Raw genomic sequence first — 26,059 nt, forward strand, 5'->3', positions numbered from 1 at the left:
GACCGATTCTTTACACGAGGCTCATTACGACGGTCTACGCTACGAACGATAACGGAGTTCTAGGGAAAGCGGTCACCCATTGCCGAGGCAACGCAAACCGGCGGCCGACATGTGATTGGACATCTCCGAGGCTTGTGTTCTCATGCCTTCCACGTTCTTAACCCCAGGCACTCGCTCCACGGCCCGTTCGGTTGACGGCTGGCGGATCGGTCCGTTTGGGCTGGATGTCGCCAATCGCGATCTCTCCTGCGCTGTCCATGTCTCGCTCGAGCGCTGGGTCAAACGGACGCTGGGCTCGATCGATCACGAGCAGCGTGTCGCCGACATCGCAACCGACTTGTTCGATGTCGTCGGAGACCTCCATCAACTCGATGCCGCCGATCTTCGGCTCCTCCGCTGGGCGTCCATCGTTCACGACGTCGGCCGGGCCGTCTGCGACGATACCCACCCGGAACAGGGCGCGAAACTGCTCCGCAGCGAACGGTCGCTCCCCCTCTTGCCCGCCGAACGGCGACACCTGGTGTACCTTACCCTGTATCACCGTGGGAAGGTCCCTTCGCCGGGTCGCGACGATGTTCTTTCCGCCGGCGACGACCACGAACGACTTTATCGTACGCTGGCCCTGCTCCGCGCTGCCGACGGCCTCGATAACCGAGACCTTGGCGGCAAGTTTCACGCGCCGCCGCGTGTCGTGTTCGGGCTGACGCGTCGTTCTGCTCTTCGGGCCAACACGTTGCACGTGACGTGTTACCTCGATCAGGACAGCGCCAAAGCACGCCGCGTCTACAGCCGTCGCAAGAAGTTCCGCCTGCTCGAAGAGGTCCTCAGCTGCCAGATCGCCCCGACGGTAATCGTCGCCGGGTCGGGCAAGTCGGTCGCCTGAGTGCATCAAGGCCGTCGGGGCTGTTACACTCACGGCACGCATGGACGCCTCCGTCAGCTCCCCGAATCCCACCGAAGCGCCGACCGAAAGGCCTCTGGACTTTGCGCAGAGCGCCCGCGTCGTCTGTCGGGTAAGGTCGCGCCCGGGTCCGGTCCTCCACAGCGGTGTCAACGTACCGGCGTTCTACCTCGTCCACGCGCTGGGCGCTTCCGTGCCCCTGGTTGCCGGGCTGACGCTGTTCGGCTTCAGGGCGTTGGCCTGTGTATCAATTGTGATCGGATCGGCGTTCGTCGCCGCACTGGTTTGGCGGCGCATCGGACGGCGGGGCGGCCAACTCCAGATACCCCAGGTGCTATGGCTGGCGTTGCTGCTGGGCCTCATGTTGCCGGCCCACCTCGCCTCTGAAGTACCAACCCCCTCGGCGACGCACGTATTCACGACCGCGCCCTGGCCTCTTCCGGCGGCGGCGGGTGTGGCCGTCGTGATGATCCTCTGGCTCGCCGGTGGCAGTGGTGGCCGGTTTCATCCGGCCGTCTACACCATCCTGCTGATCGGCTCGCTGTTTTCCGTCCTGCTGAACCCGCACTGGGTTTTGGCTCGCAAGCACATCCTGAGCGGCGACGTGCTCAACGCAGCCGCGCCTGGCGCGATCTCCATCGCCAGTGAGCCGTGGCTCCGTCGACCCACCGACGGCGGCCGCGACGCATTCTGGATTGTTCCGGCGGCACAGTGGCTCAGCCTGTACACCCGTGGACAAATTCCTGTCGACCGCGGCCGCATGCCCATGCACGAACTGCTTCGGGACCGCATGCCGCCGCTGGAAGACCTGGTTGTCGGCGGGCACCCCGCGCCCATCGGTTGTGCGAGCCTGATCGGCGTCATCGTCGGCGGCTTGTTCCTTATGTACCGCGGCGTGATCGACTTCCGCGTGCCGCTGGGCGTTGTGGTATCCATGTATGCCGCGCTGCTGATTCTCCCCGTCCCCACCGTCATCACCGAAACAGGCCCGTACTACCGTTGGTTCATTCCCCGCGAACCTGACGTCGGCTGGGCGGCTGCGGTCACCTTTGTGAACTACCAGATGACCGCCGGGCCCGCCGTGTTCATGGCGTTCTTCCTGGCGACGGCACCGAGCGTCCGCCCGCTCGTCCGGCGGGCGCGAACGCTCTACGCCGTCCTGATCGGCGTGGCGTCGGCGGCGGCCCAGCTATACCTCACGGTATCGCTCGGGCCGTACATTGCCCTGGTTGCCGTCGCACTGCTAGCCCCGATCATCGATCGCTGGTTCGCACCCCGAACACTCGTGTAGTTGCCGCCACCCACCTAGAGCGTCGCCCGGTCTGCGGATAAGATTGATCCAGATGAAGATTATCCTCGCGAACCCCCGCGGTTTCTGTGCCGGCGTGAACATGGCGATCGACGTTGTCGATCAGGTGCTCAAGCTCAAGGGCGCGCCGGTTTACGTGTTCCACGAGATTGTTCACAACAAGCACGTCGTGGAAGACTTCCAGAGTCGTGGCGTCACCTTCGTGAATGAAATTGACGAAGTGCCCGAAGGCGCGGTGATCGTTTACAGCGCCCATGGCATTTCGCCGGCGGTACGGCAATCGAGCAAGGCGCGAAACCTGGTCGAAATTGACGCCACCTGCCCCCTGGTCACCAAGGTTCACCTGGAGGTGTTGAAGTTCGCCAAGGACGGCTACTCGATCGTATTCATCGGCCACCGGAACCACGACGAGGCCGTCGGCACCGTCGGTGAAGCGCCCGGACAGATCTTTGTCGTCGAGGATGAAGAGGAGGTCGAACGCCTGAACCTCCCGAACGCCGATCGCGTGGCGTACGTCACGCAGACCACGCTCAGCGTGAACGACGCAAACCGCATGATCGCCGCGCTGAAGCGCAAGTTCCCCCATATCAAGGCGCCGGCGAAGGAAGACATCTGCTACGCGACCACGAACCGGCAAAATGCCGTGACGGCTCTATCGGCCGATGCCGAAGTGGTGCTGGTCGTCGGTAGCAAGAACAGCTCAAACTCTCAGCGGCTGGTGGATACCGCCAGGCAGATCGGCAAGGCGGGCTACCTGATCGACGACGCGAAGCAGCTCGATCCCGCGTGGCTCAAAGATGCCGGCGGGGTGTTCATCACCGCCGGCGCCAGCGCGCCAGAACGACTGGTCCAGGAGTTGATCGAACGACTGCAGCAGGAGTTCGGCGGTGTGGTCGAAACGCGAACGCTCGTCGACGAGGATGTGACGTTCGCTCCGCCCAAGACCTTGCGATCGTTGGCCGTCGTCGCCTGAGTGGCCGGCCCCGGCATTTCCGGGCCGGCTGAAATAGGCTTCATGTAGCGGGTTTCACGGGGGGTAGGCGCTGTCAACTCCTACCATCGGGACGAAGGGCCGGCAACGTTTGTCGTGCCGCAACAGTCGTTTACCGATGGAGGTTCTCATGCGTCGCACGCTTATTCGTACCGGTTTGGTCGCCCTGCTGGCTGTTGCAGGCGGAGTAACCGCAGGTTGCACGACCAAGTCGGAAGGGGAACGCACGCTCGAGAACGCCGACAAGCACGAGCAAGCCGGCGCGACGATCCGGCGTGGCGAACTGCTGGTTCAGGAAGGGGCCGCCAGCGAGGCGCGCGGCCTGGCGATCAAGCGACAGGGAGACAACACCGAAGGCGACCGCATGATCGCCGAAGGGCGGGCCAAGCAGGCCCAAGGGAACAAGCTCATCGAAGAAGGGCGCAAGATGCGGCCGTAAGTGCCTTGAACCTCGCCACTGCCGCTCTTGGTTCGGTCGAACGCTTCGGGACGGGTTTGCCCCGAAGCGTTCCGCATCCCTTAGGAGGTAGCGAACTCATTCCGCATCCGGTATCACATGCTCCCGCGATCTTCGTCCGATAAGGCAGCGGTTTGTCGGCATCGGGTTTCCCGTTCGGACACCGTCTTGATGTTGCGACCCGGCATCGACGATAACGATGCTGACGTCTGTTGCCGCCGACGAACGCTGTTTTTCCGGAGCATCCTGCGATGAAGGGCATCCTATTGGCCGGTGGAGCCGGCACTCGGCTCTATCCGCTCACCCGCTGCATCAGCAAGCAATTGCTGCCGGTGTACGATAAGCCGACGATCTACTACCCCATGTCGGTGCTCATGCTCGCCGGCATCCGCGAGGTGCTGATCATCAGCACGCCGCGCGATCTGCCGCGCATCGAAGACCTGTTCGGCGACGGCTCGCAACTGGGGATGAAGTTCAGCTACAAGGTGCAGGAACAGCCCAACGGCATCGCCCAGGCGTTCGTCCTCGGGGCTGATTTCGTCGGCGACTCGCCCGTCTGCCTGATCCTCGGCGACAACATCTTCTACGGCCACGACCTGACCGAATCCCTCGAGCAGTCGGCCGCTCTAAAATCGGGTTCGCGCGTCTTCGCCTACCAGGTGAAAGACCCCGAGCGCTACGGCGTCGTCGAGTTCGACAAGAGCTTTAAAGCCCTCAGCATCGAAGAGAAACCCAAACAGCCCAAGAGCAACTGGGCGGTCACCGGGCTCTACTTCTACGACAGCAAAGTCGTCCAGATCGCCAGGGACCTCAAGCCGTCCGCCCGCGGCGAGTACGAGATCACCGACGTCAACAAGGCGTACCTGGCCCGCGGCGAACTGACCGTCGAATGCATGGGCCGTGGCATCGCATGGCTGGACACCGGCACGTACGATTCACTCCTGAGCAGCAGCCAGTTCGTGCAGACGCTCGAAGAGCGGCAGGGCCTGAAAGTGGCGTGCCTGGAAGAGATCGCGTTCGCCAAAAAGTTCATCGACGCCAAACAGCTGAAGAAGCTAGTCGAGGCGGCGGGCAAGAGTGAGTACGGCGTGTACCTGCAGCGGGTGCTAAAGGAAGCCGAGTAGGGTGGGCACGGCCCGCCGCAGGTGTTGGCTCAAGTGCGTCGACTGGCCGTGCTCTCCCAAAAAGGCAAAAGACACGGAAAGCCAGCGGCGCCGAAACGGGAGGAAACAGTGACAGGAACTGTCGACTATGGAGAGTTGCTCTTTACACGGCAAGAGCGTAGCCCGCCGACTTTGAAAGATAGAGTATTCGTCGCGGTGATTGGTGTCCTGCTCAGTACCCTCGTAACCTATTTGGCCGTGCTTCAGCTTGGACCTGAGGGTGTCTACGTCCTGATCCCGTGTGTCGCAGTATTCGTGGTCATCCTCTACATCCAGTTGAAGATCGATATTCCGGTGTACCAGGTCTACGAGAACGGACTGGTTGTGACTCGTCGGTCTGGCGAACAAAAGTTCTCCTACATCAATGATGTGGTTGGATTTGGCTACTACGGATTCGAGCAACGTATCCTTGGCGTGGTTCGGGGGGTGTCAGGCCAGCGGCTGATGATCTTTCTGAAGTCTGGAAAACCGATTGAACTCAGTTCAAAGCTTTATAGCGACGGCCCCAGCACGAGAGGTTTGGATTGGCTCCTTGGCCGCCTGAATGAGATTATTAGACCTCGCATGCTCAGCGAAATAGAGTCCGGCAAAACGATCCCATGGACTCGAGGATGGAAGATGTCGCTGCGCGGCATCGAAACACCGAATGGCGACCGAATCGGCTGGGCCTCGATTCGAAAGATGTGGATCGAGAATGCAACCTGCCGAATCAGTACCAATGGCAGGCTCTTGGACTATCAGATCGAGACGGGATTGTCGAAAAACTTCATGCCGGGCTATGAAATCGCGCTGATGCTGAAAAGACGTTCCTCTGAGCAGGCTTAGGCTCGCGACAAGGCAGCTAGTTACTCCGGCGGGCAGTGCCCGCCCTACAAAACACTATGCGTACTCTCCTCGTCACCGGCGCTGCCGGCTTTATCGGTTCGAACTTCGTCCGCATGCTCCTCAACCGCAAGGAGCAGGTGAAGCTCGTCGCTTTCGACAAGCTCACCTACGCCGGCAACCTGGCCAATCTGCAGGACCTGCTCGCCAAGCACCCCGACCAGCTCGTGTTCGTGAAGGGGGATATCTGCGATCCCGCCGCCGTGACCAAGGCGTTTGACGATCACAAGGTGACCGAGGTCGTCCACTTCGCCGCCGAGTCGCACGTCGACCGCAGCATTCTCGGCTCGGGGCCGTTCGTGCAGGCCAACGTCGTCGGTACGCAGGTGATGCTGGACGTCTCCAAGGCCAAGAACGTGCAGAAGTTCCTGTACGTCAGCACCGACGAGGTCTACGGCACGCTGCCGGAGGACAAGCCGGAGATCAAGTTCACCGAAGAAACGCCGCTGCAGCCCAACAGCCCCTACAGCGCCAGCAAGGCCGGTGGCGACTGCCTGGTGCGGTCGTATTTCCACACGTTCCACATGCCGGTGCTGACGACCCGCTGCAGCAACAACTACGGCCCGTACCACTTCCCCGAGAAGCTCATTCCGCTGTTCGTCACCAACCTGATGGAAGGCAAGAAGGTCCCACTGTACGGCGACGGCCTGAACATCCGCGACTGGCTCTACGTCGAAGACCACTGCGACGCGATCTACACGGTGCTCAACAAGGGCCGCTTCGGCGAGGCGTACAACGTCGGCGGGAACAACGAGATCACCAACCGCGTCATCACCGAAACCCTCATCCGCGAGATGGGCAAGAACTGGGACGAGGTGGTCACGTACGTCAAAGACCGCCCCGGCCATGACCGCCGGTACGCGATCGACGCGACCAAGATCCAGACGGAACTCGGCTGGTGGCCGAAGTACAAGTTCGAAACCGCCATCAAGACCACGATCCAGTGGTACATCGATAACCAGTCCTGGTGGCGGGCGATCAAGAGCGGGGAGTACTTGAAGTACTACGAGACGCAGTACGCGGGACGGTAACGCCGCGAGCCTGATGAGGACGACGGATGTATTCGCAAGGCCTACCTGTCTTCATCGCAAAAGCTGGCGGCGTAGCGCCGGCCTGGTTCGTGCTTCCTGTCTTTCTGCTCGTCGCTGCGGTCGCAATCGGTACGTTCTTCTGGCAGTTCGGCCGTTCCCGGCGAATGCTCGAAGACTGGGCCAAAGCAAATGCGCTACAGCTCGTTGAGGCCAGGTTCCGCTGGTTTTTTCGCGGGCCATTCTTCTGGACGTCGAGCAAGGGGCAGACCGTTTACCGGATCTGCGTTCGCACCTTCGAAGGCCACACCCACGCCGGATGGGCCAGGTGTGGCGGATGGTTTCTCGGCCTGCTGACGGACAAGGTCTCTGTGATCTGGGACAACCCCGCACCGAACTCGACGGGTGGATTTCCTGTCATCATGCGGCCGCCGAACCAGGGGTAACGTCATGCCAAACGCCGGCCCGGCTGCCCGCATCTCAGCCATTCCCCAGGACGTTCTGATCCGGCTGAACAACGGCACCATGGCGGCCCGAAACCTGGTCGAAGGCCTGGCCGTCGATTTCCAGAAGTTGATGCAGGCCGTGGCTCCCGGCGTTCGGCCTGAAAGCCTTGCTTCGATTGATCCGGCGCTGGGCATCACCCGCCGAATGGCGCTAGCGGCGCAGTGTCTGCTCGACCATTCCAAGCCGAAGGACCTCAGGAAGCTTTCGCAAAGTCCGAGCGACACCGTCCGCGGCTGGGCGGCGTATGTTGTCGGTCTCACGCCCGGCATCTCCCTGGAAGATCGGTTGTCGCGCATCCGCCCGCTGGCCGACGATCCGCACTTCGGCGTGCGTGAATGGGCGTGGCTCGCGGTTCGGCCGCACGTTGCCGCCAACATCGAAGCCGCGATCTCACTGCTGACGCCATGGACCGCCGACGCCTCGCCGGCGATCAGACGGTTTGCCAGCGAAGTCACCCGGCCGCGGGGCGTCTGGTGCAGTCACATCAACCTGCTCAAGACAACGCCGGAGTTGGCGTTGCCGATCCTGGAACCGCTGCGGGCCGACGGGGAGAAATACGTGCAGGATTCGGTCGCGAACTGGCTGAACGACGCCGGTAAGTCGCAGCCGAAATGGGTGAAGACGTTGTGCAAACGCTGGCAGAAGGATTCGAAGTCATTGGCGACGGCGCGAATCTGTAAACGGGCGATGCGAAGCTTGTAGGGTCCGCCTTGGCGGACGCGGCTTTTTCTGCAGCCGTTCCCGTTGCCGGCCCGTGCGACGCCTGCACCGTAACCATCGGCCCTTCGCGTCCGCCAAGGCGGACCCTACGATGTCGGCATGCCCGATCCTGACATCATTATCGCCCCGGCGACCCGCGCCGATGTTCCGATCATCCATCGCTTCGTAACGCTCCTCGCCGAGTACGAGAAGCTGTCCGACCAGATGGTGGCGACGGAAGCGATGTTTGCCGATACCCTCTTCGGCGACCGGCCTTACGCCGAGGTGCTGATCGCCCGTTACCGTGGCGAGCCGGCCGGTTTTGCGTTGTTCTTCCACAACTATTCGACCTGGCTCGCCAAGCCGGGCATCTACCTGGAAGACTTGTTCGTGTTGCCCGAGCTTCGCGGCAAGGGTATCGGCAAAGCGTTATTGGTCGCGCTGGCAAAGGTCGCCAGTGCTCGCGACTGCGGGCGTATGGAATGGTCGGTGCTCGACTGGAACACGCCGTCGATTGAGTTCTACGAGAGCCTGGGCGCAGTCCGGATGAAGGAGTGGAACCTCTACCGGCTGACGGCACCCGGCATCGCGAAATTGGCGGAATGATTGTGGTGCAGGCTTTCCAGCCTGCACCTTTGACGATGCAGTCTGGAAAGCCTGCACCACAACGGAACACTATGCCTCTCTACGACTCCATCCTCATCGCCGGCGGTAATGGCATGCTGGCATACGCCATCAAGCAGACCCTCGCCGCCCGCGGACACAAGTTCGCCTCGATCGATGTTGATACGCACGACCTGACGAAGGAAGCCGATGTCAGCCGCGCGTTCGACGAGTTCAAGCCGACGCTGGTGCTCAACTGCGCCGCGTTCACGAACGTGGACAAGTGCGAGGAAGTGCCGGATGTCGCCAACGCCGTCAACGGCACGCTCGTCGGTCTGCTCGCCAAGGCATGTGGCAAGGCGAACGCCGCACTGGTGCATTACAGCACCGACTACGTCTTCAACGGCAAGACCGGCGAACCCTGGAAGGCGACCGATCCGCTCGAACCCCTCAGCGCGTACGGCAGGAGCAAGCTACTCGGCGAGCAGATGCTGCAGCAGAACGCGCCCAAACGGTGGATGATCGCCCGTACGCAATGGCTCTACGGCCCGCACGGGAAGAACTTCGTCGAGACCATGCTCGGCGCGGCTAAAGCCGGCAAGCCGCTGAAGGTGGTTGCCGACCAGATCGGTTCGCCGACGTACACGTTCGACCTCGCCGACGCCACGTTCAATGTGCTCGACAACGGCGGTAACGGCGTCTGGCACCTGAGCAACGCCGGCAAGACGAGCTGGTTCGGCTTCACCCAGGGGATCATGCAGGCGTTCGGCGTGACGCCGGCCTCGCTCGATCCCAGCACCAGCGCCGAATGGAAGCAGGTCAAGCCCAACGCGGCGCACCGCCCGGCGTGGAGCGTGTTTGACCTGTCGCCTTACGAGAAGCTTGTCGGCAAGCCCATGCCGACGTGGGAACAGGGACTGGCCAAGTACGCCGCGTTGCCGCGCCCGGCCTGAATTCGGGGCCGTCGTACCGAAGATTCGAGATCTCAAGCATGTCAAATTGGAGATTTCAGTTTCGCGATTTCCAGTCTGCCGCCTCGCCCGGCATTTGAGATTTTGCCTTCTCTGCGGCTACCGTAGGGCGATGCAAGTTCTCACCGCCCGAGGCGGGCTGTTCTCGACCAATTGCTTCCTGATCGCCGACGAAGTTGCGAAGCAGGCGGTGATCTTTGATGCGCCGGACAACACCGTCGGCGTACTGCTAGACCAGGCCAGGAAGAATGGCTGGAACGTGATCGGCCTTTGGCTCACACACGGCCACGTCGACCACATTGCCGATCACGCCGCCATCACCGAGGCATTTCCGGAGGCAAAGGTGCTTGTGCATCGGCTGGACGAGCCGAAGCTTCTCAAGCCCAATTCCATGTTCCCGCTCCCGTTCAGCATTCCGGCCCGCAAGGCCGACGCTTACGTAGACGACGGAGACGTGCTGAAGCTTGGCAGCTTGAAAGTGGAGGTCATCCACACGCCAGGCCATAGCCCCGGGCATGTCTGTTACCACTTCGCCGATCAGAAGCTGCTCGTCGGCGGCGATCTGATCATCTGTGGTGCGGTTGGTCGGACGGACTTCCCCGATTGCAGCCACCCCGCGTTAAACGCGTCCATTCGCCGCATCATGAGGCTGCCCGGGGATACCCGTCTGCTTCCCGGCCATTGCACGCCGAGTACTCTGGCACATGAGCTACAGACGAACGAATATGTCCGCGAGGCCGTTGAAGAACCCCTGGGCTAGTTCGCCCGCACCAGAATAAGCCGGATCGGCTTGGTGCCACGTCCCCGTCAATGTTAAGATTTCCCACCGCTCCGGCGCGCCATGTGGCCGTCCTGGCGTTGCCGACAAGTATTCCTATGCCAGTCAAGTTTGAGATCTATCGCAACGGCGCCCGGCTGACGGCTTTCGAACCCGTCGCCGCGATGGCGATCGGGCCCGAAAGCGTTCCCGTCCCCGGTGAGATTCTGTTCCGCGACGGCCTGCTGATCGTCAATCGCAAGGACGACCATGCCGTGGGTATCGCGCTCCTGTGGGACGTCGGCCCGCTCGGCAGCTTCATCCTGGAAACCACCCGTCTACAGCCGAGGGAGAAGCCTTATGTTCTCAACGTCGAGCTGGCGCGATTCCGGCTGATGAAGATCGTTCAGAAGCAGGAAGACTGGAACCTCTTCGATTTTCCAAAGTTCGAGAAGTTCCTTCAGAAACTGCACGAGGGTCAGATGCTGTTCGCCGAGACGCTCGGCAAACTGCATGATCCCGCCGTCGCCGCCGGCCTGGCCGATCGCGCGCTGGAGATGGCAATCGATCTGTCGGAGCAGCTGGCGACGTTCCATACCGACCTCCTGCTGAACCGGCGCAAGCAGACGAACGGTTTCGTGAAGCATGTCTTCGGGTGCCGGATCGACCCGCAGGTGAACAATGAGCGCTATCGCGAGATGGTCGCGACGCAGTTCGACTATGCCGTCGTACCGATGAGCTGGAAGGAAGTGCAGCCGCAGGAGCAGTCGTTCAACCCGGCCCCGGTCGATGAGTGGGTCGAGTTCCTGAGCAAACGCCGCGTGCCGACGATCGCCGGCCCGCTGGTACGGCTCGACTCGCAGAACGTCCCGGACTGGATGGTCATCTGGGAACACGACTTCGACATGCTCCGGGAGATGGCGTACGACTACGTGCAGAAGATGGTGACGCGCTATCGCAAGGCGGTGGCGGTCTGGAATGTGGTCGCGGGGATACAGTCGAACACGGCGTTTTCGCTGAGTTTCGAGCAGATTATCGAGCTGACTCGCCTGTTGGTATCGCAGGTGAAAACGCTTCTGCCGGGTGCCCGCACCCTGGTGACGATCACCCATCCGTTCGGCGAGTACCATGCCCGCGGACGCGGCGGCGCGCCCGCCGGTGTACCGCCGATGTTGTACGCCGAGATGCTCGCCAATGCCGGAATTGCCTTCGAAGCATTCGGGCTGGAAATTGAGCTGGGCGTGCCGACGACCGGGAACTTCAACCGGGATCTGTTCCAGATGAGCTGCGCGCTCGACAAGTTTGCCACCCTCGGAAAGCCCGTGTTCATCACGGCGATCGGCGTGCCAGGGCGGCACAATGCCGATCCGGGCGACGTCACCGGCGGTCGGCTGAACCCCGATCAGGCCGGTCGCTGGCACCGGCCGTGGGATCCGCAGCTTCAGGCCGAATGGATGGACGCGGTGTATCAGATGGCGCTCAGCAAGCCGTTCGTCGAGGCGATCGCCTGGAACAACCTGACGGACGTCAAACCGTCCCTGCCGGGTGGCGGACTGCTCGACGACATGTTGCAGCCCAAGGCGGCGTTTACCAAGCTGCAGCAGCTGCGCGAGAAGTTTCGACCGCCGCCGGTGCAGGTTCCGACGGCGCATGGTGCCCCCGCGCAACCGGCTACGCCGCCCACACCGCCGCCCCTTCCGAGGAAATAGCGTAAGGAAAACAGGCGGTATCTTTCCCGATGCAGTACCAGCCGGACGACCAAGCCAGCACAACCGGCGCACCTCCGTTGTCGAGCGATCCGGGCCGTCCGGACGCGTCTTCGACAGTGACGCGCCGGACCACACTCGCCGAGCGGCTGGCGTGGACGCCTCGACAGCGGCGGGGGATGGCGGTCGTGCTTGCCTTCGTACTTGGTGTTCTCACCTGGCGCGCGATCCGCAATCCGAGCCACATCACAGATCCCCAACCCGTTCGGCCTTCGAGATTCGATGAGTTGGCGGATCGGCTCAATCCCAATACCGCCACCTGGCAGGAATTGGCCGCGATTCCGTCCCTCGGCGAGAAGCGCGCCAAGGCGATCGTCGAGCACCGCCTCGACTGGATGAGCCGGCACCCGGGTCAGCTTCCCTATGGCGAGTTGCTCGACCTTGCCGCCGTCAGCGGCATCGGCGGAACCATGCTCGAGCAGATCAGGCCCCATCTGATCTTCCCCGCACCGACAACAACTCAAGCCGCCCGCTGAATCGCACCCGACGAGCGTATGATGAACTGCGTCGAGCCGATGCGCAGGTCAACGGAGCCTTCCCATGCCAGATTTTCAGGTCGTCAGTAAGTACTCCCCGCAGGGCGATCAGCCACAGGCGATCGACAAGCTCGTCGCCGGCGTTCACGAGGGAAAGAAGTTCCAGACGCTCATGGGCGTTACTGGGTCGGGCAAGACGTTCTCCATGGCCCACACGGTGGCCAGGCTCAACCGGCCGACGCTGGTCATCAGCCACAACAAGACACTGGCGGCCCAGCTTTATGAAGAGTTCAAGGAACTGTTTCCCCACAACGCGGTGGGATACTTCGTCAGCTACTACGACTACTACCAGCCCGAGGCGTATATCCCGCAGCGGGACATCTACATCGAGAAAGACGCCAGCCGCAACGACGATCTCGACCGGCTTCGATTGTCGGCGACGAGCAATCTCGTCAGCCGTCGCGACGTGCTGATCGTTGCGAGCGTCTCGTGCATCTTCGGCCTTGGTTCGCCGGAAAGTTATCAGAAGAGCGTGCTGCCGATCCGCAAGGACGTCGAGACCGACCGCGACGACATGCTGAAACGGCTTATCGAACTGCAATACAGCCGCAATGACATGGACTTCAAACGCGCCACGTTCCGCGTTCGCGGCGATGTTGTCGAACTACAGCCGAGCTACGAAGAGTTCGCGTATCGCATTGAGTTCTTCGGCGACGAGATCACCAACATCGACTCGATCAACCCGCTGACCGGCGAAATCCTTGGCAATCACGAGTCGATCTTCATTTACCCGGCCGTGCATTACGTGATGCCGGAAGACAAGGTGGAGAGCGCGATCCAGGCGATCAAGAATGAACTTGAGATGCGGGTGATTGCGCTCAAGAACGACGGCAAGCTGCTCGAGGCGCAACGCCTGATGGCCCGCACCAAGTACGACCTGGAGATGATCCAGGAGGTCGGCTACTGCGGCGGGATCGAAAACTACAGCCGGCACCTCGACGGTCGTCAGCCCGGCGAGAAGCCTTCCACGCTGCTCGACTACTTTTCCGACGACTACCTGCTCGTCATCGATGAATCCCACGTCACGCTGCCGCAGATCAAGGCGATGTACAACGGCGACCGCCAGCGGAAGGAGGTGCTTGTCGAGCACGGCTTTCGGCTTCCCAGCGCGCTCGACAACCGCCCGCTGAAGTTCGAAGAGTTCGAGCAGATGATCAACCAGTGCGTTTATGTCTCGGCGACGCCGGGCAAGCTGGAACTGGAACGCACCGGCGGCGAAGTGATCGAACAGATCATCCGCCCAACCGGCTTGATCGATCCGGTCATCGAAATCCACCCCGCGCAAGGCCAGGTGCCGCACCTGCTGGCATCGATCAAAGATCGCGTGGCGTCGGGCGAGCGCGTACTTGTCACGGCATTGACGAAGAGGCTCAGTGAAGACCTGGCGGCTTACATCCAGGAAGCGGGGCTACGCGGGCGATACCTGCACAGCGAGATCCAGACGCTCGAACGGGTCGAGATCCTCAGCGACCTCCGCAAGGGCGACTTCGACGTACTGATCGGCGTCAACCTGCTTCGTGAAGGGCTCGACCTGCCGGAAGTGTCGCTCGTAGCGATCCTCGACGCCGACAAGGCGGGGTTCCTGCGATCGGAAACGTCGCTCATCCAGACCATCGGCCGGGCCGCGCGAAACGTGAATGCCAAGGTGCTGCTCTACGCCGACAGCGTCACGCCGGCCATGCAGAACGCGATCGACGAAACCACCCGTCGCCGTGTCGTGCAGCTCAAGTACAACGCCGACCATGGCATTACCCCGCAGACAGTGAAGAAGGCGATCCGCACAAGCCTTGAGTCGGAGATGAAGGCCCGCAAGACGGCCCGCGATGCCATCCACGCCGACGAAGGCGGCTTCGACCAGACGGAGATCCTCCGTCTGCTCGAAGAGGAAATGCTCGATGCCGCCCGCAACCTGGAGTTCGAACGGGCTGCCCAGCTTCGCGACAAGATCAACGAGATCAAAGGCGCACCGACCATCAGCGGCGATGCCCTGGCTCCCACCGAGGCCGAGGAACGCCAGTCCAAGATCTGGCAGCCGAAGAACAAGGGCAAGGGAAAGCGGAACAAGACCGCGAAGTAGCGAGTCCTGTGGCTGCCTGGCAGACGAACCTACGGCGCGTCGCTCTCGGAACCGGGGCCTACTATGATGGGAAAAGGGCTAACGTATGACTTTCCCATTCCCACCCATCGACGACCTCAAAGAACTCATCCAGCTCGCGCGCCGGGAAGACCTCGGCCCCGGCGATGGCGACGACGTCACCAGCCGTCTGACGCTTCCCGAAGACCAGATCGCCGTCGGCACACTCCTTCAGAAACAGATCGGCGTCGTCTGCGGGCTGCCGATCGTGGAGATGGTCTGCCGCGCCTACGACGAACGGCTTCGCGTCGAGATGATCCCCGGTTTTCACATGGAGATCATCGAAGGCCGCTACAGCGATCAGCGAACCACGCCGCTGCTTCGCGTCCGCGGACCCGTGCGGTCGCTCCTCTCGGCCGAGCGCGTCATCCTGAACTTCCTCCAGCACATGTCCGGCGTCGCGACGCAGACCAACCGGTTCGTCCGTCGAGTCGCCGGCACGCAGGCGAAAATCTACGACACCCGCAAGACACGCCCCGGCTTTCGCTCGCTTGACAAATATGCCGTGCTCTCCGGCGGTGGTGAAAATCACCGGATCGGCCTGTTTCATGGCATTCTCGCCAAAGACAACCACGTCGCCGGCGTCGCCGTTCGAGACCTTCGCGACTGGGCCATCAGGCTCGTCGCCCGTAGCCGGGCCGAGTCGCCGGACCGATTCCTGGAGATCGAGGTGACCGCGCTGGACCAGCTTCAGGAGCTTCTGAAGGTCGAGGGCATCCACTGCATCCTCCTCGACAACATGGACTGCCCGACCATGGAGCAGGCGGTCCACATGCGCGATGCGGCGGGGCGGAAGGGCACCCTGGCGCTCGAAGCCTCCGGCGGCGTCACCCTCGATACCGTCCGATCGATCGCCATGACCGGTGTAGAACGGATTGCCGTCGGCGCAGTAACACACTCGGCCCCGGCGCTGGACATCTCGCTTGAAATTGAGACGTAGTCTGTGGCGGGTCGATTGTCGCGGCGGGCAGCCTCCGACAATCCACGTTCCACAATCCACATTCCGCCCTACGGTCCCCGCGTCGCCGCTTCCCGCGACGGAATCACCCGGTAGATCCGCCCCGTATTGCTCCGCGACTTCACCTGCCCGTCCACGACTTCCATCTCGCCGAGATCCAGGATGTAAAGCGCCCCGTCCGGCCCGAACTTGACGTCCACCGGACGCTCGAGCAACTGGTCGCCGCCGCCCTGACGGCTGGACGGGCCGTCCTGCACGTTTCGAACAAAGTCCCGAACCTGCGCCCGGTCCACGTCTACTCGCACCAGCTTGAACCCGATCGACCCCTTAAGCTTTTCGCCACTCGCCGAGAAGGGCCAACGGTCGCCGGACAAGGCCACGATTGCGCTGCCGGCGAACTGACGGAACGGGCCGTCAGGCGGCGCGAACTCCATGCCCGCCGCCCCAGACTGTGACGGCATCACACCCAGAATCGCGTTCTTGGCAAATCGGTCGTCGGGCGCAACAAGCCCGCTCTCGGCATGATTGATCAGGAACGAAAGGTCCGGATATCCCGTCGGCAGAATGCTCTTGAGCGGCGGCTGGAACCGCGGATTGCTGATCGGCTGCAAGTCGGTGCTGAAGTCGAACGCACCGTACCAGGCCCCCGGAAACAATCTTGCCAGCACGTCCGGGTCGTCCTTCACGGGCCTTGTGCCGCGAAGCTCCATGCCCTGGTTCGTGAAGTAGAGCGTGCCGAACTCGTTGAACGCCAGGCCCCGCGGAAGCCGAATACCGTGCGCTTCCACCCGCAGATCGCCGCCGTCAGGCATCACCGAGAAGATCGCGCTGTTGCACTTGGGGCTCTCGCGGGTCGCCCCCGAGATCAGCGTATTAGTGCTCTGCCCGAACGCCTGAAAGGGTGCGGTAACGGCGATGTCCGGCATCAGCCATAGCGCCGCCGGATTCCGCGAATCGAACCGACGCCCCAGCAGCTTCATCGGCTTGTCGGGCGTGTAGAACACGTCGTGGAAAGCGGGGTGATGTTTCGGCCAGCCGATCTGATGGTCGTCAATTCCGACGACGCCCGAGTTGGTCGCGCTACCCACGCCGAAGTAGAGCCGGCCGCTGCGGTTGTCGATCGCCAGGTCGGTCACACCGTTCTCGCCCTGCGCGGGCAGCCCGGAAACGATCGTCTTGATGCCGCCCTTGTAATCGAGCGCGCTGATAACGCCGAAGTCGTTCTCATCCCGGTGCGAAACGTACACGGTGCTGTTGTGCACCAGGATGCCGCCGACCGGCCCGTACAGCCGCGTGCCCTTGCGCAGGAACGGCACCAGCGGTTTTGCGAAGGGATAGATGTCAAACCGCCGCGCGTCGGGTGTGAACCCGTAGATGCGGGGTTCGCACCGGTTCATCCCGGCCTCGGCGATGATCAGGTTGCCGTCGCCGTCGAACGTCGTCGCGATCGGCTGATCGAGCCCGACGGCAAACAGCTCCACATCAAACCCGCTCGGGCGTTCGATCAGCTTGCGGTCGATGACCTTGCGCTCTTCGCGTGGCAGGATGCGCGGTCCGCTGCCGCACCCGGTAAGACCGGCAAGAACCAGCACCGCCAGAAGCGATCGCAACAACGGAGCCACCCGCGCTGCGCAGCGGCGCGGTGAGTGGCCCGGGGTCGTGACAAACGGTTGTGCCATAGAATCCAAAGGGAGCGGCCAGGACGTCATACCGACTGCCTTGCTCTCACCACAACGGTCCGCCGACGTCGTCACTCGACCGATCTTCCAACACCACTCGGCCGTACACACCGGACCCAGCCTCGGGCGATGGCGTTCCGCCCGGCGTTTACAGCTTGACCGCGGCGACCAGTTCCTTCACGTGGTCCACGCTGGTCTGGAACATCTTCTTTTCGTCGGCGTCGAGCTCGATCTCGATCACCTTCTCGACACCCTTGGTGCCCAGCACGCACGGCACACCGACGAAGAACCCGCCGATGCCGAACTCTTTGTCGCAGTAAGCCGCACACGGCAGGATGCGCTTCTTGTCCTTGATGATCGCCTCGGCCATCTGCACGGTGGCGGCGGCGGGGGCGTAGTAGGCGCTGCCGGTTTTCAGCAGGTTGACGATCTCGGCGCCGCCGTTGCGGGCCCGCTTGATGATCTCCTCCAGCCGGTCGGCCTTGACGAGCTGCGTGATCGGAATGCCGCCGGCCGAGGTGTAACGCTTGAGCGGCACCATGTCGTCGCCATGCCCGCCCAGCAGCAACGCCTGCACGTCTTCCACGCTGCAACCGACCTCTTCAGCCAGGAACGAGCGGTAGCGGGCCGCGTCCAGCACGCCGGCCTGCCCGATCACCCGGTGCGTCGGGAAGCCGCTGGCCTTCCAGGCCACGTACACCATCGCGTCCAGCGGGTTGCTGACCACGATGATCACCGCGTTCGGGCTGGTCTTGGCCACGTTCTCGCACACGCTCTTGACGATGCCCGTGTTGATCGCGATCAGGTCGTCGCGGCTCATGCCCGGCTTGCGGGGGATGCCCGCCGTCACGATCACCACGTCGCTGTCCTTCGTCGCGGCGTAATCGGTCACGCCGGTGATTCGGCTGTCGAACCCTTCGACCGGGCTCGCTTCGTACAGGTCCAGCGCCTTGCCGGCGGGCATGGTGTTGGGGATCTTCTTGGTCGGGTCCTTCGGGTCGTTGACCTCCGGGATATCCAGCAGAACGATATCGCCCAGCTCCTTGCTGGCGGCCCAATGGGCACAGGTGGCCCCGACGTTTCCGGCTCCGACGATGGTGATCTTGGCGCGACGCATGTGAGTAATGGTTCCTTTCCGTCCGTCCGGCGGCCGGCGGCAACGTATGCCGCCCGGCTTCGGGACCGCGATTATCGGGAATCGCCGGGGAAGATCAATCGCCGGCTACCGATAGAGATTACTAGACCGGCCGAGGCCTCACAGTATGCTGCTGAGCCTGCGATTCCGGCCGATGTATTCCGGCCGATTCGCCGACCGCTCCGGAGGACGAGGGACCATGCGACGACGACCGCGCCAAAAACTTTCGTTTCTTAAGCCGATCCGCCTGGCAACCGTCTTTTCCGCCGGCCTGCTGGCCCATTCCGCTCTTGCCGCGGCAAACGCCGACTCCGTGCCTAAAGACCGTCTTCCCCCGGTCATGCAGCCAGCGACCAAGCCGACGCGGGCCGAGGTGGACACTGCGCTGCAGCAGTTGCTGAGCCGCCGACCCGACGACCGCCGCGACGCCGCCGATGCCCTGAGGCGGATGGGCGCCGACGCCGCCCCGGCCCGGGCGGCGCTGTCGAAGGCGGTCGGCGACGAATCGCCGGCGGTGCAGGTTGCCGCCGCCGAGGCCTTCGCCGCGTCCTTCGGTCGGGGGACGCAAGCCGTCGATAGCCTGCTGCTGGCGTTGAAGGACGACCGCGAGCTCATCCGCATCGCCGCTGCCGGTCGGCTGTCGGTCATCGGCCAGAAGGATGCGGGGCGGATCGTGCCCGCGCTGGTGCCGCTGCTGGGCGACAAGCAACCCGCCGTCCGCGCCAAGGCCGCCAACGCGATCGGCCTGCTCGCCGACGCCGCCCCCGACGAGGCCGCGAAGGCCGTCGCCCCCCTGGTCAAGCTGCTGACTGATCGTCAGGACCCCGCGGCGTGGGAGCAACGTTTCGACGCCGCCAACGCCTTGCTGCGGATCGGCCCCGGCGCGAAGACCGCCTACCCGGCCGTCGCCGACGCCCTGCGCTCGCCGGACGTGATTCCCTACTTCCGCCATCGATTGATTCCGCTATTGCCCCGGCTCGCCGACAAGACCGGGTTGAAACCACTGCTCTCCGAGCTGGCCCGCGACAAAGACCCCGAAGTCGCTCAGGCCGCCAGTGCGCTCGCCGCCGCGCCCGACAACCCCGCGACGACGCAGGCGAGTCCGCGCTGAGTCCCGCCCCGCCAAACGAACCCAGCACGGCTTCGCCGAACGAACCCGACGACGTTCGGTGCCACGGGTCGGCGGTACCCCGCAGACCCGTGCGTTCAGCGCGACCGACACCACGGGTCTCCGGAGTACCGGCGACCGGTGGCACCAGCTTAAGAATCCGCTCCGCGCCGACCGTCGCCGAACGAACCCAGCGCAACGTGGCCCAACGAACCCGAGGCGATCCTTCGAACCGCTGTCCGTGACACGGCTTTCCGAGCCGTGCGAGCGACGTCACACACCGGAGCTCGTTCATCCTCAGCCCGACGTTGACCGCCAAAACGAACCCCGAGACTGCCAAACGAACCCGAGACTCCGCCGCCACGTGGCATGGGCAACTACTCTTGCCAGTGAGCGTCGAAGGCCGGAAGACACGGGCATGCGCACATGCCCATGCCACAGTCCAATTCGCCAAACGAACCCAGCGCGAGCCCGCCGAACGAACCCAGCGTGTTCTGCCGAACGAACCCGACGAGGCTCCGCGCCCCGGATTCGGTGGCACGGATTCGGTGGCACCGGTCGGCGGTACCCCGCAGACCCGTGCGTTCCGCGCGACCGACACCACGGGTCTCCGGAGTACCGGCGACCCGTGGCACCAGAAACCGTCCACCAAAACAAACCAAACCGTCCAACCAAATCAAACCACTCGGCGCGACCGTAACCGGATCGCCCGAGACGCCGATGCCCCGCGGAGTACACGCCGGTCCGACGGACCACACCCGTCAGGCGGCGCACGGAGCGAGCGCGCCGCCGGCGTCACAAAGCGAGACGTCGGAAGACGCGCGAAAATGTACGGTATATGTTAAGTCGATGTCGCAGAAATGCAAGCCGAAAGCGGCACCGGAAAGACAGGCGAGGGATCAAGAAGGCAGAGAAATGACGGGTCATTGCCCGTTGCTATACCGTCTCTGCCGTCGGCTTTTATTGCGATTCCTCAACATGCTCGGCGAGGCGTAGAACGATCGGCACCACGGCCACTTATCGCCTGCGTGGGATCGGATCACGTCTCGCTTGAAGCGACTGACCGCCCGCTCAATAGACTCGTCCTCACGGACCACAATTTTTACACCCATCGAAGTGCGTCTTCATTCGGCTGACGCAGTGCCGGACTTAATGTTCCTGCCCGCGACGAGATGTAAGGGTCACCACGGACGGCGGGGAACTGATCGGCTTATCATGGCGGGCGACCATCCGATATTCAATCTGTTTACCGCCAATCCCGAAGCCGCGGGAGGCCGCGGGTGAACGCACGACCGACCGGTTACACTCTCTTGCCCCAACCCAAGGAGCCGCTATGAACCACTGCATCGCGACCGCAGTCATCGTCCTGCTCTGTGCCGTCTCCGTCCGCGCCGACGAGGCCGAGGCCAAACGCTACCTCGAAAAGGCCTACCCCCCGGCCGAGAAGGGCATGGTGCGCTACGTCATCATCCTGCCCGCGCAGAAGAACGAGGAGAACTTCAAGGTCGAGCTGATCGTCGGCAAAAAGGTGATCGCCGACTCGGTCAACAACTTCGCCCTCGGCGGAAAGGTCGAGGAAGTGAACATCGAAGGGTGGGGCTTCAACCGCTACGTGGTGAAGGAGATCGGCAACATGATGGGCACCCTCATCGGCGGCGGCGTCCCGCAGGAAAAGTGGGTGTCGATCCAGCCGAAGCTCGTCCGCTACAACAGCCGGCTGCCCATCGCGGTGTACGTGCCGGAAGGCGCCGAGGTAAAGTACCGCATCTGGTCCACCCCGCCGGAGGCGAAGGAGATGCCAAAGGGGTGATCGCGGAGCGGCGTAGCGGGGCGGCAGGACTGGAGAGACAGTCAGGCTTCAGCCGCACGATGGAAAGTGCGGGCATTCCGAGAGCCTGGCACCGACAGTGCAAACCGAACATTTGCCTTGCTCTGCGCAGGATTTTCCAGCGTCGATATCGTCCTGGAACCGTTGCAGGTGTTTGTAGGCATAGTAAGTTACGACCGGAAGGATCGGCCGCGTTAACCGATCCAATGCGCAGGATATTGCCAGGTATACGGCTGGAGCACCTTGGCGAAGTCGAAGTCTTTGAAACTCGATCCGATCTTCACCGACGAGGTCAACGAATACGGCCCGCTCGGCAATGACACCGGCGCGGACGTGCTCGGGCACTACCGGCAATGGCGCGAGTCCGGCAATCGTCCCGGTCAGTTCCTTCCGCACCTTCTGCAAGCGTGGGAGATCGGCGATTATGATTGGGACGATCAGGACGCGAACGTCATCGTCGAAGAGATGCAGCGGTCGCAGCAGGCGGTGTTCGAACGCCTCACCCGCGACGACGCGATCATCGGCTTGGCGTTCGCTCAAATCGTTGTTGACGGGGCGGCACAGCCAAAAGTGCTCGAGCGCGCTCTTAAGGCAGTTCAGCGCCAGTCAGAAGATCGCATCATCGACTTTCGCGGCTGGGATGATCCGGCGTATCGGAAAGAAGTCCTCGCAAAGGTCGCAGCGTTTCTCGCGGCCGCACGGCCAGCCGTATAACCCGGCAATGCAACGGACCGGAGCCGCGGGTATGGTTTCTCTCATCCGAGCGGTGCCGGGGCGCGGCTCCGGCCGTTGATCGCCCTTACGTTAGCCGCTATGAGCAACCAGCGTTACAACCGTTCCGTGAGTGATGCGGATGCTACATTCTCACGGTGGTGCGGTGACCGTGGCATTCCACTGCACGCGATTCAACATGTAATAACATGGGAACATTGGGATGATGGCATCGGCGTCTATTTCTTCCTCCGCACGATTTCTGACGCGGATGCACTTAGCCCAAAGCAGCGCGAAGGCATGAAGAACACGTATCTCGGATTCCTCAAAGACTCTGGGTACCCATTTGAGAAGTTTCCGAACGTGGTGTTCGAAATCGACTCGGACGAGAACGTGCGGAAAAACTACGCCGGCAGCTACTTCTACCGGCTGCGGTAAAGCGGCTGACCAGCCATTGGAGCGGACCGGGCGGGCGTCGCGGTCCTTGTCTTTCGAGAGCGCGTCCGGTGCCCGCCCGACCGCTGAACGTCGGTCCGTTATTCTGCCAAGGGGTCCGCAATGCGAGAGCCGCTGTACCGCAAGATCTTTGATGCCCCGACGCTACTCCGAGAGCAACCGCCAAAGTTCCGCCATCCTCACAAGGCAGCCCTGTTCGACATCGCATATCCAGACGGGCGGTCGGCACCCTCCGAGATCGAGGTGACGCGGTGGGCTCAACACGTCCCCGACTCCGTTCTGCTGCCGCCCGCTCTCGCGACCGACATCCGTCCGGACTTCTACGACTACCGCCCGATGGGCGATGTCGGGACACCCGTGGAGTGGCATGTGAACTTCGCCGACCCGCGATTGTTCGCCGCGTACGGGTCGGCGCTTTTCGCTCAGGACGAGATGCAGGTCGCCGAACACCCGTTGCTCGGTAGCGTGCGAGAGGCGCTGTTGGCAGAGGGGTTGGCGGCCAAGACGAGCGACGAGACGGGCGCGACACCGATATTGGTCCGTAACGTCGAGCGGCGGATCGTGGTCGCAACGGACGCAAATGCCGCCGCGGGCCGGCCGGTGGGCCTGTACGGAAACCGATTCGCGGCGGCGCCCCTCGATGTGGTCCGACGAGCGACGCGGCGGGTCGAGCCGCCGACGTTCAGCAATATCATCGCGATGGCCGCGCCGTCCGGCGGTCGTGGCGATTACACAGAGCGTGAGATCGAGTACGTGTTTGCCACGGCGTACACGGCATTTGAAGCGGCCGTCCAAGAGTCCGCCACGACGGGCGGCCTACAGGCGATCATCCACTCCGGGTTCTGGGGTTGCGGCGCTTTCGGCGGTAACCGACGACTGATGGTGGCGCTTCAAACGTTGGCAGCGCGGGCCGCAAATGTGCGCCGTCTCGTGCTCCATGCGGGCGATAGCGCGGGCGCGGACGAGGCCGCGCGTGGCCTGGACGTCGCGGACAGCCTGGCGCAGCGTTGCGGCTCGACGTGCACGCTGCATACGATCGTTAGCCGTAGCGTGATGCTCGCCTACCACTGGGGCGTCAGCGACGGCAACTAGCGGCGTCAAACGATTGGCGGCGGGCCGGCGGGCCGACTAACCAGCCATCGCAGCGGACCGGGCGGGTGTCGCGGTCCTCGTGATTCGAGGGTGCGTCCGGTGCCCGCCCGGCCATTGAATGCCGGCCCGTTGATTCGGTCCGAAGCCCCATAGGGGCGACATAGCCATAGCCCAGGGCGCTCGACGGCGCAGCCGAACGAGCCCTGGGTGTGGAACCCTCAAAACGATGAGCCCTGAAGGGGCGGAATAGCATCCGTTCGAAGACGAGCTCTGTCGCCCCTACAGGGCTCAGGAAAGATGCCGCGTCAACCCAGGGCTTGTCCCGCTGCGCCGTCCAGCGCCCTGGGCTAATGCTCTGCCGCCCCGATGGGGCTTCGTAATCCACCTCACGAATGCAATGGCCCGGGTCGGCGGTTAAACTTCTTGTGGTTCGAGACTCGGCGCGGCGCCGGGCCGGCCATTGCTCGGCATTGCGTTATAGACCGGAGGCAGATGCGGCCCGCGGACGTGCGAGCGATCATCACGTTTAACACGCGAATGGGGATGTTCGTGTGCCCATCGAATCGCGACAACGTCGTCGCATTCCTACACGGATACGAGTACGGGGCTGCAGGCGAGTGTCGGTTCATCGAAGCACTCAGTCAGCACATCACGTCCCGCTACCACGTAAAGCCCGACTCGCTCGGCTGGCCGCATCAGATCTCGCGTTTAGCCGAGCGGCAGTCGCTTCACTGGATGGAGGTCTACCTGCTGGTGAGTTCGGCGGTCCTCAGCACAGGGCTAACGGGGCCACCGCCGAAACCCGCGGACGAAGCTGCCGAGCGGCGTCAGCGGCCTCAATCGCGCAAACGGCGCAGCTGACCGGGGCCGCTCGACATCGCGCCGTTGGAGCGCGGCCGCGGCGGCGGTATTGCGGACGGCCTCCGTGTCCCCCCAAGCGTGGAGGCGCTGTCCCAAGTTCGACACGGGCAACGGGGTACCGTTGCCCATGCCACCCAGAAGCCAATCGGCATCCGTTTCGTCTAATGGAATGCATCAATGGTCGCGTCGCAGGAATCGACAGGAACAAAGCACCATGAACAAACAGATCTTCCTCAACCTCCCGGTCGCCGACCTGTCGAAGTCGATCGCCTTTTACCAGGCGCTCGGCTACGCGCTCAATCCGCAGTTCACGGGCGACGCCACCGCGTGCGTCGTCATCAACGAGACGACCTTCGTCATGCTGCTGACGCATGCCCGGTTCCGCGACTTCACGCCCAAGGCGATCTGCGATACGACCCAGGCGGTGGAAATCCTTCTGACCCTCAGTTGCGACAGCCGGCTGGAGGTTGATGAGCTGGTCGCCAGGGCCGTCGCCGCGGGGGGGACGACCTACGACAAGGGGGAGGATTTTGGATTCATGTACACGCACAGCTTCGTCGACCCCGACGGCCATGGGTGGGGGCTTGTTCACATGAACGCCGTGCCGCCGACGGCGTCGACTTGATTTCGGCCACTGGGTGTGGGACGGCTGGTATTAGGGGTGCCGGGTGGCATGGGCAACGGTACCCCGTTGCCCGTGTCGAACGGACGACGGCGTCCCCACGGGCAAGCGGGTACGCTTGCCCATGCCACCCGATCGCGCTCGCAGAGTCGGGTGGAGGCATCCGCGAATCTGTTCATCCGACCGCAACGTCCCGCCGACGATAAATCGATACCCCGAATACCCCGGCCTGCTCGGGCAGTTTTTCGTAGTGGGTGATCTCGCCGAGCCATTCGCCGCTGACGGAGTCGGGACGGCGGAAGATGAAGAGGTATCTCGCCGCCGTGCGTGACAATCGCCCGGCCCAGTTGTCGCGTGAATGATTGACCGCCAGCGAGGTCTGCCCGCGCTGGCGGCCTTTTGATTTTTGCAGGTTGGCGCTCTGCGGCGGGTTGTAGATCGCGAACAGGATGACGATGTCGTACGTGCCCTGGTCGTCGAGGAAGTTGCGGCCGCGCTCGCCGCGAAGGTCGAAGACGTGTCGCGTGGCGTTCGCCGATGGCCGATGTGGGTCGTGCCCGGCCGCCCAGGCCCGGGCCATCTCCAGCCACTGCTGGTCGTTGTAGCTGTTGGTAAATCCGACCAATGCGATGTTCACGGAAGACACTTTAGCCGCGGCGGCCGCCGAGGCCATGAGGTCGGGTGCGACTCATGTTTTCGACAACAACGAGGGAGCGATGGGCCGGCGTACTCGCCTGGTGGGTGGCGGTGTTGCGGCAGTCACGCGTAGCCACGGGCAGCGGAGTACCGCAGCCCATGGCACCCGCCGGGCCGCGCGACGTGCCGCGCAGGTCTCGGAGTACCGCGACCTGTGGCACCGGAAGACCTGTGGCACCAGAAATCCCGAGCGTCACCCTGCCAACTTG

26 protein-coding genes are annotated in these 26,059 nt (G+C 63.1%); 22 read left to right on the forward strand and 4 right to left on the reverse strand.

What is annotated here, in order from left to right; all coding sequences use genetic code 11:
* Positions 1–142: 142 nt before the first annotated feature.
* The 16 genes from IPV69_RS18920 (at position 143) to nadC (ending at position 15,644) form a co-directional block, all read left to right on the forward strand.
* Positions 143–883 carry an HD domain-containing protein gene (locus IPV69_RS18920; RefSeq protein WP_206291279.1) on the forward strand — a complete coding sequence of 247 codons (741 nt, stop codon included), beginning with the start codon at positions 143–145 and terminating at the stop codon, positions 881–883.
* Between the two features lie 40 nt (positions 884–923).
* The gene (locus IPV69_RS18925; RefSeq protein ID WP_206291280.1) at positions 924–2,192 is read left to right on the forward strand and encodes an RnfABCDGE type electron transport complex subunit D; all 1,269 of its coding nucleotides are present in this window, start codon (positions 924–926) and stop codon (positions 2,190–2,192) included.
* Between the two features lie 52 nt (positions 2,193–2,244).
* Complete coding sequence (gene ispH / locus IPV69_RS18930; protein ID WP_206291281.1) at positions 2,245–3,183, forward strand: 4-hydroxy-3-methylbut-2-enyl diphosphate reductase; 939 nt, start codon at positions 2,245–2,247, stop codon at positions 3,181–3,183.
* A gap of 148 nt (positions 3,184–3,331) precedes the next feature.
* Positions 3,332–3,640, forward strand: coding sequence for a hypothetical protein (locus IPV69_RS18935; protein WP_206291282.1), 309 nt, complete (start codon positions 3,332–3,334; stop codon positions 3,638–3,640).
* A 269-nt stretch (positions 3,641–3,909) separates the two neighbouring features.
* Complete coding sequence (gene rfbA, locus IPV69_RS18940) at positions 3,910–4,782, forward strand: glucose-1-phosphate thymidylyltransferase RfbA (RefSeq protein ID WP_206291283.1); 873 nt, start codon at positions 3,910–3,912, stop codon at positions 4,780–4,782.
* A 33-nt stretch (positions 4,783–4,815) separates the two neighbouring features.
* Complete coding sequence (locus IPV69_RS18945) at positions 4,816–5,646, forward strand: hypothetical protein (RefSeq protein WP_206291284.1); 831 nt, start codon at positions 4,816–4,818, stop codon at positions 5,644–5,646.
* 56 nt (positions 5,647–5,702) lie between these two features.
* Positions 5,703–6,734 carry a dTDP-glucose 4,6-dehydratase gene (gene rfbB, locus IPV69_RS18950; RefSeq protein ID WP_206291285.1) on the forward strand — a complete coding sequence of 344 codons (1,032 nt, stop codon included), beginning with the start codon at positions 5,703–5,705 and terminating at the stop codon, positions 6,732–6,734.
* 26 nt (positions 6,735–6,760) lie between these two features.
* A complete protein-coding gene (locus tag IPV69_RS18955; RefSeq protein ID WP_206291286.1) occupies positions 6,761–7,177 on the forward strand; it encodes a hypothetical protein in 417 nt (138 codons plus the stop codon).
* Positions 7,178–7,181: 4 nt separating this feature from the next.
* Positions 7,182–7,940, forward strand: coding sequence for a DNA alkylation repair protein (locus IPV69_RS18960; protein WP_206291287.1), 759 nt, complete (start codon positions 7,182–7,184; stop codon positions 7,938–7,940).
* A gap of 117 nt (positions 7,941–8,057) precedes the next feature.
* Positions 8,058–8,543 carry a GNAT family N-acetyltransferase gene (locus IPV69_RS18965; RefSeq protein ID WP_206291288.1) on the forward strand — a complete coding sequence of 162 codons (486 nt, stop codon included), beginning with the start codon at positions 8,058–8,060 and terminating at the stop codon, positions 8,541–8,543.
* 71 nt (positions 8,544–8,614) lie between these two features.
* Entirely contained in the window at positions 8,615–9,493 is an 879-nt protein-coding gene (rfbD, locus tag IPV69_RS18970; RefSeq protein WP_206291289.1) for a dTDP-4-dehydrorhamnose reductase, read from the forward strand.
* Between the two features lie 130 nt (positions 9,494–9,623).
* Positions 9,624–10,271, forward strand: coding sequence for an MBL fold metallo-hydrolase (locus IPV69_RS18975; protein WP_206291290.1), 648 nt, complete (start codon positions 9,624–9,626; stop codon positions 10,269–10,271).
* Between the two features lie 116 nt (positions 10,272–10,387).
* Entirely contained in the window at positions 10,388–11,977 is a 1,590-nt protein-coding gene (locus tag IPV69_RS18980) for an endo-1,4-beta-xylanase (RefSeq protein WP_206291291.1), read from the forward strand.
* A 29-nt stretch (positions 11,978–12,006) separates the two neighbouring features.
* A complete protein-coding gene (locus IPV69_RS18985; RefSeq protein ID WP_206291292.1) occupies positions 12,007–12,510 on the forward strand; it encodes a ComEA family DNA-binding protein in 504 nt (167 codons plus the stop codon).
* A 64-nt stretch (positions 12,511–12,574) separates the two neighbouring features.
* Positions 12,575–14,647 (forward strand): excinuclease ABC subunit UvrB, encoded by a 2,073-nt coding sequence (uvrB, locus tag IPV69_RS18990; protein WP_206291293.1) that lies wholly within the window; start codon positions 12,575–12,577, stop codon positions 14,645–14,647.
* A gap of 85 nt (positions 14,648–14,732) precedes the next feature.
* Positions 14,733–15,644 (forward strand): carboxylating nicotinate-nucleotide diphosphorylase, encoded by a 912-nt coding sequence (gene nadC / locus IPV69_RS18995; protein ID WP_206291294.1) that lies wholly within the window; start codon positions 14,733–14,735, stop codon positions 15,642–15,644.
* 68 nt (positions 15,645–15,712) lie between these two features.
* Here the strand turns inward: nadC and IPV69_RS19000 are convergent, their stop codons facing one another.
* Both IPV69_RS19000 and mdh read right to left on the reverse strand, forming a co-directional pair.
* Entirely contained in the window at positions 15,713–17,275 is a 1,563-nt protein-coding gene (locus tag IPV69_RS19000; protein WP_206291295.1) for a PQQ-dependent sugar dehydrogenase, read from the reverse strand.
* A 214-nt stretch (positions 17,276–17,489) separates the two neighbouring features.
* Complete coding sequence (mdh, locus tag IPV69_RS19005; RefSeq protein ID WP_206291296.1) at positions 17,490–18,458, reverse strand: malate dehydrogenase; 969 nt, start codon at positions 18,456–18,458, stop codon at positions 17,490–17,492.
* Between the two features lie 217 nt (positions 18,459–18,675).
* Here mdh and IPV69_RS19010 point away from each other — a divergent pair, with 217 nt between their 5' ends.
* Positions 18,676–19,587 carry a HEAT repeat domain-containing protein gene (locus IPV69_RS19010; protein WP_206291297.1) on the forward strand — a complete coding sequence of 304 codons (912 nt, stop codon included), beginning with the start codon at positions 18,676–18,678 and terminating at the stop codon, positions 19,585–19,587.
* Between the two features lie 920 nt (positions 19,588–20,507).
* Here the strand turns inward: IPV69_RS19010 and rpsU are convergent.
* Positions 20,508–20,696, reverse strand: a complete 189-nt coding sequence (rpsU, locus tag IPV69_RS27985; protein WP_206291298.1) for a 30S ribosomal protein S21 — start codon at positions 20,694–20,696, stop codon at positions 20,508–20,510.
* Positions 20,697–20,917: 221 nt separating this feature from the next.
* Between rpsU and IPV69_RS19020 the strand changes: the two genes are divergently transcribed.
* The 5 genes from IPV69_RS19020 (at position 20,918) to IPV69_RS19040 (ending at position 25,157) form a co-directional block, all read left to right on the forward strand.
* Positions 20,918–21,394: an ecotin family protein gene (locus tag IPV69_RS19020; protein WP_206291299.1), complete on the forward strand. Its 477-nt coding sequence runs from the start codon at positions 20,918–20,920 to the stop codon at positions 21,392–21,394.
* 279 nt (positions 21,395–21,673) lie between these two features.
* The gene (locus IPV69_RS19025; protein ID WP_206291300.1) at positions 21,674–22,126 is read left to right on the forward strand and encodes a hypothetical protein; all 453 of its coding nucleotides are present in this window, start codon (positions 21,674–21,676) and stop codon (positions 22,124–22,126) included.
* A gap of 99 nt (positions 22,127–22,225) precedes the next feature.
* Entirely contained in the window at positions 22,226–22,561 is a 336-nt protein-coding gene (locus IPV69_RS19030; RefSeq protein WP_206291301.1) for a hypothetical protein, read from the forward strand.
* A gap of 120 nt (positions 22,562–22,681) precedes the next feature.
* The gene (locus tag IPV69_RS19035; protein ID WP_206291302.1) at positions 22,682–23,671 is read left to right on the forward strand and encodes a poly(ADP-ribose) glycohydrolase; all 990 of its coding nucleotides are present in this window, start codon (positions 22,682–22,684) and stop codon (positions 23,669–23,671) included.
* Positions 23,672–24,746: 1,075 nt separating this feature from the next.
* Positions 24,747–25,157 (forward strand): VOC family protein, encoded by a 411-nt coding sequence (locus IPV69_RS19040; protein WP_206291303.1) that lies wholly within the window; start codon positions 24,747–24,749, stop codon positions 25,155–25,157.
* A 172-nt stretch (positions 25,158–25,329) separates the two neighbouring features.
* On the opposite strand, the gene IPV69_RS19045 is transcribed toward IPV69_RS19040, so the two are convergent.
* Positions 25,330–25,791, reverse strand: coding sequence for a hypothetical protein (locus tag IPV69_RS19045; protein ID WP_206291304.1), 462 nt, complete (start codon positions 25,789–25,791; stop codon positions 25,330–25,332).
* Between the last annotated feature and the right edge of the window lie 268 nt (positions 25,792–26,059).

The sequence above is a fragment of the Humisphaera borealis genome (assembly GCF_015169395.1).
Taxonomy (GTDB): Bacteria; Planctomycetota; Phycisphaerae; order Tepidisphaerales; family Tepidisphaeraceae; genus Humisphaera; species Humisphaera borealis.